Here is a 12,247-nt window from a genome sequence, read left to right on the forward strand (position 1 = left end):
GCAGCTACGGTCGACCGGTGACGTCCACTGTTCTGTTCGCCGACCGAGTCGATCTGGTTCGCGGGGGCCGATACCTGCTCAGCGACGCAACGATGAGGGTCGACGAGGGCGAGCATTGGGTGTTGCTCGGTGCAAACGGTGCCGGCAAGAGCACCCTGCTCAGCTTGCTGGGTGCCGTCGTCCATCCCACCCACGGTGCCGTGCACGTTCTGGGTCATCGCCTCGGCCGGGTGGACATGCGGGAATTGCGCACGCACATCGGCCACGTCGATCCACGGCTGAGGATCGACGCTCCGCTGACGTTGTTCCAGGTGGTGCTGACCGGGCTGACCAACACTCCCGACCTGATCCCGAGGTGGTCGGCCACCGAGAACGAGATCGCCCGCGCTCACCGGCTGATCGAGTCCCTCGGTGTCGCCCATCGCACCGAGGCGTCATGGCACACGCTCTCGCAGGGAGAACGTGGCCGAGCGCTCATTGCGCGCGCCCTGCTCCCCGACCCTGCCGTGTTGCTGCTCGACGAACCCGCCACCGGACTCGATCTCGCTGCCCGCGAACAACTCCTGAGTGCGCTCGATTCGCTGCGGGCCGAGCACCCGAACCTGGCGAGCATCCTGGTGACGCACCACCTCGAGGAAATTCCGGTCTCGACCACGCACGCGCTCTTGGTCCGCAACGGAAAAGTACAGGCGCGAGGGTCTGTCGACACTGTGCTGACCACGGAGAACATCAGTGTCTGTTTCGATCATCCCATCGAGATCTCGAAGCAACGTGGCCGCTGGGTGGCCACGGCCTCGCAGAGCTGATGCTCAGTCGAAGACGATGACCTGACGGATCGCGTTACCGTCGGCCAATTCGTCCATGCCGCGGTTGATCTCGTCCAACGTGATACGCGAGGAGATCAGCTTCTCGACGGGAAGCCGACCCTCACGCCACATCTGGGCGTACGTGGGAATATCGCGCGCCGGGACGGCGGAGCCCAGGTAGCTGCCGATGATCGTGCGCGCTTCCGCCACCAGGCCCAAGGGCGAGATGGACGACCGTGCGTCGGGTGCGGGAAGTCCGACGGTGATGGTCTTCCCCCCGGGAGCGGTTGCTGCGACTGCAGTCTCGAAGGCGCGGGCATTACCTGCAGCCTCGATCACGATGTCGGCCTTGATGCCCTTCTCTGCAAGCTCGGCGGGCGAGTAGACCTGTGTCGCACCGAGATCGGTCGCGGTGGACAGCTTGTCCGGCACGCCGTCGACACCGATCACCTCACCGGCACCGACCGATACAGCCGTCAGGACCGCCGCCATGCCCACTCCGCCGAGGCCGACCACCATCACCGACTGCCCGGGCTTCGGAGTTCCGGCGTTGAGCACCGCCCCGCCGCCGGTCAATACCGCACAACCGAGGACGGCGGCGATATCGGCCGGGATGTCGTCCTCGACCGGAACCACGGACTTTCGACTCACCACGGCGTGGGTGGCGAATCCGGAGACTCCGAGGTGATGCTTGACCTCTTCCCCGTCACGGTGCAATTTGATGCCGCCGCCGAGCAATGTCCCGGCATTGTTCGACGCACTGCCGGTGATGCACGGCATCTGGCCGTCGGTGGCGCACCCGGCGCACTCACCACAGCGCGGCAGGAAGGTCATCACCACGCGGGTCCCGACTGCGATGTCGTCGACGCCCGCGCCCACCTCCTCGACGCGGCCCGCGGCCTCGTGGCCGAGCAGCATCGGGACCGGACGAACGCGATTGCCGTCGACCACCGACAGGTCCGAGTGGCACAGCCCCGCGGCTTCGATTCTGATCAGCAGTTCACCGTCGCCCGGCGAGCCGAGCTCGAGGTCGGAGACGGTAATGGGATGCGAGTCCGCGAAGGGACGAGATCGGCCGATTTCTTCGAGTACTGCGCCGCGAATCTTCATCCCGCCAGACTATGCGGCTGCGCCGCATGTGCGTGGAACTTCGTAGTGGGCTACGAGTTTCCGTGCACATGGGCCGTAGGCCCTCACAGCGGCAAACGCGGCCTGAGCAGGTGCGCAACCAGCGCCGTCCACCCGGTTTGGTGCGTTGCCCCGAGTCCCTCGCCGGTGTCCCCGTCGAAGTACTCGTTGAAACTGGGATGCTCGCTCCACAGTGGGTCGGCACTGGACTCGATGCGATTGCCGTCCGCAGGCCGCTTGCCGTCCACCGGCCGGAACAAGCCGGCGAGACCGTTGTCGATCAGATCCGCCGCGTCGGTGAGGGTGCGATGATTGCCCGAGCCGGTGGGGATCTCGATGGTGAACGAATCGCCGTAGTACCGACCGTAGGCGCGAAGCTTGTCGGCCAGCAGCACGTTGACGGGGAACCACACCGGACCTCGCCAATTGGAATTGCCGCCGAACATTCCGGTGCGAGACTCCCCCGGTTCGTACTCGATGGACAGGCTGCGGCCGTCGACGTCGAACGTGACCGGTTCGCGGTACGAGGCCGAGAGCGATCGAATTCCGAACTGCGACAGAAATTCTTCGGAATCGAACATGCGCGCGAGTATGCGCTTCAGCCGCTCGGGCTGGACGAGCGTGAGCAACATTCGCACCTCACCGCCCTCACGCCGCGCCAACAGCGGACTGACCATCTCGGGTCGCCGACGCTGGATCCACCGAAGGCGGGCGGTGAGATCGGGGCATTCTTCCTCGACCCACGGCGGAATCTCGGTGGCACCGAGGATGGGCAGCAGACCGACCATGGACCGGACGCGCATCGGCACCGCGTCGCCCTCGGGCTGGACGAGGACGTCGTAGAAGAACCCGTCCTCCTCGTGCCACAACGAAATATGCTGCGAACCGAACGAATTGACCGCTTTCGCAATCGAGAGGAAGTGCGAGAAGAACTTGGTTGCGACGTCGTCCCAGGCGCTGTCGTGCCGCGCGAGCTCCAGGGCGATCTTGAACATCTGCTGGCAGTAGAACGCCATCCAACTCGTCGCGTCGGACTGCTCGAGTCGGAACCCCGGGGGCAGCGGTGCGGATCGGTTGAACAATCCGATGTTGTCCATTCCGAGGAATCCACCCTCGAAGATGTTCGACCCCTCGGAGTCCTTGCGGTTGACCCACCAGGCGAAGTTGAGCAGCAGCTTGGTGAACACCCGAACCAGAAATTCGCGGTCGCGATAACCGTCGATGCGGTAGACGTGCCACGCAGCCCACGCATGCACGGGTGGATTGACGTCGCCGAACTCCCATTCGTACGCGGGCAGTTGACCGTTGGGGTGCATGGCCCATTCTCGGCACATCAGAACCAACTGTTCCTTGGCGAAATCGGCGTCCACGTGCGCCAGCGGAATCGCATGAAAGGCCAAGTCCCAGGCCGCGAACCAGGGGTACTCCCACTCGTCGGGCATCGAAATCACATCGGCCAGCGCGAGGTGCCGCCAGTGCGCATTACGACCGCCCGGGTCCTGCCTCGATCCCGGGGCCGGTGCCCCCACCTTGTCGCCTTCGATCCATTCTTCGACGTCGTACCGGTAGAGCTGCTTCGTCCACAACAGTCCGGCGTAGGCGCGCCGTGCCACGTGCCGGTCGGTGTCGGTGAGCTCGGCACCGATCACTGCGCCGTAGAACTCGTCCGCCTCCACTCGGCGATCGATGTTGACCGCGTCGAATCCGGTCCCGAACGTCTGCTCGTCCGGCCGGTTGGGCGACAGGCGCAGTTTCACCGATTCCGTTGCCCCGGGCGCGATGTCGTCGAACCGATACCAGAATGCAGCCTTCGTTCCGGTCTGCTCGGGGTTGACGGCATCGACGTCGCCGTCGACGACTCGCCGCCCGATCCCATCCTTGGGATAGGCCGACAGGTTCTCCTGGCCCCACAGCGCCTCCGCGTTGGTTTCGTTGTCGCAGAACAGAACTGCAGGCGTGCCCTCGGCGCTGAGGTAGTAGCGTCCTAGAAACCCGTGGTCGACGGCAATGGCCTCGAGGCCGCCGGCCAGCAGGTCCGGTGGGGTCAACCGATCCAGGACACCGCCCCGGTCGTCGCGTCCCCAGGACCACGTGTTGCGCAACCACAGGTGCGGCAGCAGATCGACCGACGCCGACTCGGGGCCGTTGTTGGTGATGGAAATGGTGATGCAGATGTCGTCGGGTGAGGCCTTCGCGTACGTGACCTGGACGTCGAAGAATCTGTTCTCGTCGAGAATGCCGGTGTCGGCCAACTCGTACTCGCGGTCGTCACGGCCGCGTCGGGCATTCTCTTCCCTCAGTTGGGCATAGGGATATTCCGCGTGCGGATAGCGGTAGAGCCACTGCATCCAGCTGTGCGTCGGTGTTCCGTCGACCGCCCAGAAGTACTCCTTGACGTCCTCGCCGTGATTGCCCTCCTCGTTGGCCAGACCGAACAGCCGTTCCTTGAGAATCGGGTCTTTGCGATTCCACAGCGCGAACGAAAAATTGAGGAACCCGAAGCGATCGCAGATTCCGCCGATGCCGTCCTCACCCCAGCGGTAGGCCCGCTTGTGCGCCTGATCGAACGGGAACGACGCCCAGGCGTTTCCGTCCTCCGAGTAGTCCTCGCGCACCGTGCCCCACTGCCGTCCTGCCAGGTACGGCCCCCACTGACGCCACGGGCCGCTGACGCCGGGTGATTCCGCCAACCGAGAGTGCTCGACGGTGGACGGGGTAGGAACGCTCACGGGATTGGTGGTCACGGCACACAGTCTGGTGGTTGGCGGTCAGCGATGCACGCCGACATTGGCGGCCAGATATCCGACCCGGCGTTGCACCGCGGCGATCTCTCGGACTCCGTCGGTGAGCAGACTGCGCTCCAGGGGTGACAGATCGGCCATGACCAGCACGTCACCGGGCCGGTGGCCGGCGGTGATCTGATCGATCTGATGCGCAAGCCGTAAGCGTTGAAGCAGGGCGAACACTTCGGTGAGCACCGATACATCGTCGTCGGAAAGCATTCCGTTGCCCGACGCTGCCGCGAGTCGTGCCGGGGTCGAGGCGGAGGCCATGCCGACCGAGAGCCCACCCCAGCGAGCGAGGTTGACGATGGGGGTCAAAGCGTGAGCCTTGAGGTCGAATGTGCCGCCGCGCCGGGCCAGCACGTCTCGCAACGAGCGCAGCCGGGCCCGACCCGCCAACGCGTCTCGCAGTTGCAACCGCAATGCGTCCGGGTGATCGACCAGAAGTCGGCGGTAGGCCTCGGGAACGGTGTGCAGTGTCCTCGGGCCCCACACCACTCTTCCGTCGATCATCAGTGAGGACATGATCAGGCCGGAGTCTTCTGCCGGATTGCCACGGTCACCGAAGGGGTTGCTGAGCCAGTGAGCTGCGGCCCTTTCCCACTGCCCGGCCGAGCGTGCGAATCGGGGCGAACTCGCGACCGCGCCGTTGGTGTCCGACGGCAGTCCGGCACCGTCCAGGCTCACGTGCACGCGGGCGGCCAAGTCCATCAGCGCCTCGTCGCGGGTTCGCGGCACCGTGTTCGATGTCCCCCGCGTGCCGGGGTCCGCGGTGGTGTCGGACCAGGTCAATGCACTGTCGACGTCCGAGGACGGCATGGCTTCCCGACGCGCCACACTGCCGAGGGTGATCCAGGCGAACCGGTCGCGCGGCACTTCCGGCCGCGCCGACCATTCGATCTCGACGGCACGGCGGACGAGGCTGTCGACCACGACGGACAGGATCGCGCTGACCGCCATGGCGTCGGTGCCGCCTCGGAACAGATCCACCACCAAGCGCGGGACGAGCTTTCCTGCGTCGGCGAGTTCGGCGGTGGTCGCTGCGGACGTCACTGCCCGGCGGACCACGAAGCTACGCCGGGTGGACGCAGCATGCAGATCGGAATCCTCGACGACACCGAGAACTTCGCCCCGATCGGACAGCACGGGCATGTGCCGCAGCCCCAGCTCGAGCATGTCCATCAGGACGGTGCCGGCAAGTCGGTCCGCCGTGACGGTCTCGGCGGGCGACGTCATCACCTTCTCGATGGGAGTATCGACGCCGATCCCGGCGGCCACCACGCGAACTCGGAGGTCTCGATCGGTGAAGATGCCGTGGCGCGACCCTCGCAGCGGAACAAGGACATACGAGCTGCCCTGCTCGGTCATGTGCCGGACGGCATCTCGAACAGTAGTACCGGCGGAGGTGAACACCGCAGGCGCAGAGACCAATTCACCGACGGTCCGGCCGGCGCTGCCCTCCACCGGTCCCCCACGGTATGCAGAAGAGGAGTTGACGGCATCGGCCAGGAACGCCAGACCGGTGGGCGTTGCGAACAACGGCCGAACCAGCGCACCGGGCAACTGCAGAACGACACTCGGTTCGGTAGCGCGCGCACAGAATTCGACGGTGCCACCCGAGAGCAGCGCCGAGAATCCGAATACCCCACCGGGACCTATCGTGTCGATGGGAACGTCGGTGCGCGAGGTGTCGTCCGGGTGCGTGATCACCACACGCCCGGTACGCACCACCCACACGGTGTCGGCATCGGCCGAGGCATCCATCGGTGAACGGTCCACAACCCATGCACCACTGCCGTACTCGCGTTCGACGGCTGCGGCGGCCATCTCGGCCAGCACAGCCGGCGGCGCGCCCTGGAACGGTGGATACCTGCCGAGAAAGTCGGCCAGCGCCGATCTATCCTCCACGGATCAGGTCGGCGCACTTCTCCGCCATCGTCATCACCGTGATGTTGGGATTGACGTAGGGCAGCTTCGGCATCGCCGACGCGTCGACGACGCGCAGACGCGAAATTCCCTTGACGCGAAGCTCCGGATCGAGAACGGCCATGGCGTCGTCCACCGATCCCATCCGAGCAGTTCCGGCCGGGTGATAGACCGTGTTGTGCGTCTTGTGCACGTAGTCGAGCAGGTCCTCGTCGGTCACGGCCTCGGGCCCGGGGGCGAGTTCGCGTTCGATCCATTCCGACAGTGGACCGTCTGCGGCAATAGAACGGGCCAGTTTCAGACCGGCAAGCATCACCGCGTCGTCGTGGCCGTCCGGGTCTGTGAAGTAGCGCGGATCCACCTTTGCCCGATCACGAAAGTCTCTGCTGCGCAATCGAACCGTGCCACGCGAGCGCCCCTGGGTCACGTTGGGCGTCAGACAGAAGCCGTTGTCGGTGGTCGGATAGCCCCAGCGGAGGGTGTTCATGTCGAACGGAACACTGCCGTAATGCATCATGACGTCGGGATAGTTCAGCGACGAGTCGGTCTGCGCGAAAACCCCGATTTCCCACCACTGCGAGGATGTGGTGACCATCGGCTTGGACGCCTCCCAGAACACCAGTCCTTCGACGTGGTCGTCGAGGTTCTCGCCCACTCCGGGTGAATCGACCCGAACGGTGACTCCCATCTCCTGCAGCTGTGCCGCCGGTCCGATTCCGGAGAGCATCAACAACTTCGGCGTGTCGATGGCACCGGCGGTGACGATCACCTCGCGACGCGCCGAGACGGTGTCGTAGCCGGTCAGGTCGGGACGTTGGTACCGCACACTCGTCGCGGTCAGTGAATCGTCGATCAGAATCTCGCTGATCCAGCAGTCGGTGCGCACCTCGAGGTTGGGCCGCGATCCGATGATCGGGTGCAGGTACGCATGCGAGGTCGACATACGCGAGCCGTCCTCACCCGCATTGATCTGAAACCAACCCGCACCGTTGAGTACAGGCGTTCCGCGGTTGAATGCGACCGTGGGAAGACCTATCCCGGCGGCCGATTCGAGCACTGCCGCACCGCACGGATCGTTCGGTGGCACGTCGCGTATCCGCACGGGCCCGTCGTGACCGCGGCCGGTGTCGTTGTTCTCCACGCGCGCGACGAACGGAAGGATGTCCGACGCGCCCCAGCCCGTCGCACCGGCCGCGGCCCAATCGTCGAGGGTTTCCGCAGGCGGGTGAAAGGCGATGCAGGAGTTGTGCGACGAGCAACCGCCGAGCACTTTTGCCCGCGCGTGCCGCATGAAGCTGTTGCCGCGCTCCTGCGGTTCGACGGGATAGTCCCAGTCGTAGCCGGAGTCGAGCAGATGCATCCACTCCGCCAATTCGAGAATTGCCTTGTCGCCGACGTCGGTCGGACCTGCTTCGACGAGGCAGACACTGACGGAGGGGTCCTCGCTCAGCCGCGCAGCGAGGACACACCCCGCCGTCCCGCCACCTGCGACGACGTAATCGAACTGGGTGTCTGTCACTGCACGCTCCTTCTAGTTGCCCGTGGAGGCATGTGATTTCAGAGTGCCGATGTGCTTGCGCCCCTTGATTGCGTACCACAACAGGCCGACGCCCAGGATGCCGCCGATGTAGACGAATGCGCCGAACGTGTTGTACCAGGGGGTTCCGTACACGGCTTCGCGCGGCCACGCGAGGTTGATCGCCATCCCTGCGCCCCACACCACTGCCGCGATGTTGACCGGCAGACCCCACCTGCCCATCGTGAAGTACCCGCCGGGCTTCAGATCTGCCGGCGGCCACTCACCCTTCACTCGTTTGACCAACAGCGGCCCGGTCACCATCAGATACGCGAGGTAGATCATGATGATCGCGATCGAGGTCAGGACCGTGAAGATCTGCGGCTGACCGATGTTGACGACGAGAATGACGATGGCCAGCACGCCGATGGTCACCGCGGGCACCACCGGGGTCTGGGTCTTCGGATTCACCTTGGCCAGACTCTCGCCGAAGGGCAACGCGTTGTCTCGCGCCATGGCGAACGTGAGCCGGATCGCCGCGGTGTGCACGGCCAGTGAGCAGACGAAGACGGCAATGACGATGCAGATGAGGAAGACGGTGCCCAGCGGGCCCCACATCACCGATTCGACAATGGACTGCAGGCTGCCGTCGGGGCTGCCGAGGGAAGGATCGTTCAGGTCCGGCGCGGCCATGACGGCGAACACCAGGATGGCTCCGCCGATGACGAACGAGGCGAGGATGGCGCGCAAGATCGCTTTGGGGGCGGTGCGCCGAGGTTCGACGGTTTCCTCACCGAGCGAGCTCGCGGTGTCGAATCCGTACATGACGTAACCCGACGCCAGCGACGCGACCAGGAAGGCACCGAGGTAACCGCCGCTCTCACCGGCACCGTAGCCGTTGGAGGAGAAGAACACCTCGGGCCCCCGAGTGATGTTGGCGGCGAGCAGGATCGCGATGAGGACGGCCGCAATGAGTTCGATGAACACACCCGCACTGTTGATCATCGCCATCAGTCGAACGCCGAGCGCGTTGATCGTGGTGGTGATCGCAATCAGAATCGCACCGAGCAGCACTGCGTTGGCCGCGAAGTCGGTGTCGCCCGAGCCGTCACCGATGATCTGGAACCCGCTCCAGATACGTGGCAGATTCAGCTGCAGAGCGAGGGCAACGGCGGCCAGTGTCACGATCGACGCCGTGAGCATCAACCAGCCCGCCGACCAACCGACGATCCTGCGGCCCAACAGCTTCGCCCAGTTGTACACCGATCCCGCCACCGGATACTTCGCGGCCAACTCCATGAAGCACAGTGCTACGCAGAGTTGGCCCACGAAGACTGCAGGCCATGACCACAGGTACGCCGGACCGGCGGTGCCGAAACCGAAGTAGAACAGCTGGAACGTGCCGGTGAGGATCGAGATGTAGCTGACGCCGGCGGCGAAGCTGGCGAATTTCCCGAGACTGCGGTCGAGCGATTCCTTGTACCCGAAATCGTCCATTCCGCTCGAGCTGTCGTTCAGTAATGCCATGTTCCTGGCCTTTCCCATCGTGCACTATCGGGTACCGAACCACCCCGCCGCTGTAGGTGAGGTGTTGTGCCAAATATGCTTCGCTTCTTGATATTCGGACATACCGGACGGACCGAGTTCACGGCCGTTCCCGGACTGTTTGAAGCCGCCCCATTCCGCGCCCGCCGTGTAGACACCGAAATCGTTGAGCCACACCGTTCCATGGCGTAGCCCACGCACCATTCTTTCGCCTCGCGCGGCGTCGGACGTCCGAACTCCCGCAGCGAGACCGTAATTCGTATCGTTGCCCAGCAGCAGCGCTTCGGCCTCGGTGTCGAAGCGCTCCACAGTGAGTATGGGCCCGAATGTCTCCTCCTGCACGATATTCATGGACCGATCGCAATGATCGAAAATCGTGGGCAGAAAATAGCTACCCTTCTCCAGAGCGGGATCGTCCGGTTTCGTTCCACCGATGACCAGCGTTGCACCCTCTTCGATGCCACCCGCGACGAATCCTTCGATCTTCTCGCGTTGCGCCTGCGACACGAGCGGTCCGGTCTCGCTGGCCGGGTCCATACCCGGACCCATCACGATGGTCTTCGCGCGCTCTGCCACGGCGGCCACGAAACGGTCGGCCACCGATTCCTCGACGATCAGTCGTGTTCCGGCCGAACACACCTGACCGGAATGCAGAAACACCCCGGTCAGCACGTGGTCGACCGAGTCGGCGAACGACTGCTCGTCGGCCACCGCGTCGGCGAACACGATGTGTGGATTCTTACCGCCGAGTTCGACGGCTACCTTGGTGACGTTCTCGGCGGCAGCGGCCAGGATATGTCTGCCTGTCGCCAGCCCACCGGTGAAGGAAATGAAATCGACGTCACGGTTTCGGGTGAGCGCATCTCCGAGAACCGCGCCGCTCCCCTGCAGCAGATTGACCACACCCGCAGGTACTCCTGCTTCCTCGACCAGCTTGGTGAATGCGATGGTGCTCAGTGGGGTCACTTCGCTCGGTTTGAGTACCATCGTGCAACCGGCCGCAAGCGCCGGGGCGATCTTCCACGAGATCTGCAGCAGCGGGTAGTTCCACGGTGCGATCATGACGCACACACCGATCGGCTCGTGTACCACGCGGCTGAGAATTTCGGGCCGGTCGACATCGATCAGTCGATCCGCCTGTACCACAGCGAGATCGGCATAGAAGCGGAACACCGACGTGACGTCGTCGATGTCGATCTCACTCTCGCCGAACGTCTTTCCGGTATCGAGGGTCTCGATGTGCGCCAACTTCGCCTTGTCCCGTTGGAGCAAGTCTGCGATGCGATTGAGCAGATCACTGCGCTCACCCACCGTCACCGAGCGCCACGGCCCGTCGTCGAACGCGGACCGCGCCGCTGCCACCGCGCGCAAAGCGTCGTCGGGCGTGGCCTCGTCCACGACGGCCACCGTGCTGCCGTTGGATGGATCGACGATGTCGCGGGTCCCACCGTCACCGGACCCCAGCCACTGCCCGTCGACGAACAACGAGGGGCGCAATGCGGTCGGATCGAATCCTGCATCGGAGTCGGTCACTCGACACCTTCTTCCGTGTGTGGGCCTGATCGTGTGTCTACGGTATGCCCTCAGCGGCCGGTGACTCCATCGATCTGCTCGCGGATGATGTCCGCATGCCCGTTGTGCCGCGCATATTCGCCGATCATGTGCACGTAGACCATCCTCAGTGACATCGGTCCGCCTCGAAAGTCGACCGGATCCTCGAACGAGTGTCGGGCAGCGACCACGTCCGAGGCAGCACACTCGGCAGCGAATCGCGCGAAGTCCGACTCGGCACCCGATGCCGCCGCTCCCAGGAAGTCGGAGTCCTTACCCAACGCGGCGTCGTACATCGGGTCGAACGACATCGAAGCCAGTCGCTCTCGAAACCAGATGCGTTCGACCTTCGCGAGGTGACGGACGAGTCCGAGAAGGGAGACCGTCGAGTGCGAGAAAGGACGGCGCGCAAGCTGTTCGGCATCGGCACCGGCGCAGATGTTCAGCAACGTGGCTCTATGCCAGCGCAGCACTCCTTCGAGCATCGGTCTGTCGTCACCGACGAGCGGACCGTCGACGGGATCGGGCGTGGGCGCTGTGAAGGTCATATTGCAATTGTCGAGCACTGCGGACAGACCCGCCCGAAACAAAGTGTGGAGCCCGAGGAACGACCCATTCGGACAATTCGCATTACGGTGGGGTTCATGACTATCGAAGATGTGGGCGGCAGGCGAACGGTGACGGCGGACGAGCTTCTTCTGTTGGTGGGTGATCATCTCCTCATCGAGGAGGGTGTCGCGACCGGGTTCATCGAAAGCGCCGGACAGGTTGCCGAGAACGTGGCGGTGACGGTGACCGACGGCGTCGACGGAACCACCACGACCGAGCGGGTTTTCCTTCCCGACGCCGAGGTGACCATCGAACCGGCCGATCGCGGACGCGCCCCCGTCACCCTGTGACGGCCGGATACGGCCTGCTCAGAAGTACATCGATGTAACTTCAGAAACTTGGATCACACCAGTCACACTGGTACCGAACTGAGCTAGGGTGGC

Annotated in this window: 9 protein-coding genes; 2 read left to right on the forward strand and 7 right to left on the reverse strand. The window is 64.4% G+C overall.

Annotated features, from left to right (window positions below; translation table 11 throughout):
• The first annotated feature begins 17 nt into the window (after positions 1–17).
• The gene (locus tag CH305_RS23500; protein ID WP_094705298.1) at positions 18–806 is read left to right on the forward strand and encodes an ABC transporter ATP-binding protein; all 789 of its coding nucleotides are present in this window, start codon (positions 18–20) and stop codon (positions 804–806) included.
• Between the two features lie 3 nt (positions 807–809).
• Here CH305_RS23500 and CH305_RS23505 read toward each other — a convergent pair whose 3' ends face one another.
• From CH305_RS23505 to CH305_RS23535, 7 genes are all read right to left on the reverse strand, one after another.
• Complete coding sequence (locus CH305_RS23505; RefSeq protein WP_094704990.1) at positions 810–1,916, reverse strand: alcohol dehydrogenase catalytic domain-containing protein; 1,107 nt, start codon at positions 1,914–1,916, stop codon at positions 810–812.
• A gap of 83 nt (positions 1,917–1,999) precedes the next feature.
• Positions 2,000–4,678 carry a glucosidase gene (locus CH305_RS23510; protein ID WP_230592481.1) on the reverse strand — a complete coding sequence of 893 codons (2,679 nt, stop codon included), beginning with the start codon at positions 4,676–4,678 and terminating at the stop codon, positions 2,000–2,002.
• A 24-nt stretch (positions 4,679–4,702) separates the two neighbouring features.
• Positions 4,703–6,544 (reverse strand): putative nucleotidyltransferase substrate binding domain-containing protein, encoded by a 1,842-nt coding sequence (locus CH305_RS23515; protein WP_080734421.1) that lies wholly within the window; start codon positions 6,542–6,544, stop codon positions 4,703–4,705.
• 70 nt (positions 6,545–6,614) lie between these two features.
• On the reverse strand, positions 6,615–8,162 hold the full coding sequence (locus CH305_RS23520; RefSeq protein ID WP_094704991.1) for a GMC family oxidoreductase: 1,548 nt from the start codon (positions 8,160–8,162) through the stop codon (positions 6,615–6,617).
• A 12-nt stretch (positions 8,163–8,174) separates the two neighbouring features.
• Positions 8,175–9,686, reverse strand: a complete 1,512-nt coding sequence (locus tag CH305_RS23525; RefSeq protein ID WP_032403250.1) for an APC family permease — start codon at positions 9,684–9,686, stop codon at positions 8,175–8,177.
• A gap of 24 nt (positions 9,687–9,710) precedes the next feature.
• Positions 9,711–11,201 (reverse strand): aldehyde dehydrogenase family protein, encoded by a 1,491-nt coding sequence (locus tag CH305_RS23530; RefSeq protein WP_373454583.1) that lies wholly within the window; start codon positions 11,199–11,201, stop codon positions 9,711–9,713.
• An 86-nt stretch (positions 11,202–11,287) separates the two neighbouring features.
• The gene (locus CH305_RS23535) at positions 11,288–11,803 is read right to left on the reverse strand and encodes a DinB family protein (RefSeq protein WP_094610512.1); all 516 of its coding nucleotides are present in this window, start codon (positions 11,801–11,803) and stop codon (positions 11,288–11,290) included.
• A 96-nt stretch (positions 11,804–11,899) separates the two neighbouring features.
• On the opposite strand from CH305_RS23535, the gene CH305_RS23540 reads away from it, so the two are divergent.
• On the forward strand, positions 11,900–12,154 hold the full coding sequence (locus tag CH305_RS23540) for a hypothetical protein (protein ID WP_032398387.1): 255 nt from the start codon (positions 11,900–11,902) through the stop codon (positions 12,152–12,154).
• Positions 12,155–12,247: the final 93 nt, after the last annotated feature.

The sequence above is a fragment of the Rhodococcus sp. 15-649-2-2 genome, assembly GCF_002258645.1.
In the GTDB taxonomy this organism is placed as follows: domain Bacteria; phylum Actinomycetota; class Actinomycetes; order Mycobacteriales; family Mycobacteriaceae; genus Rhodococcoides.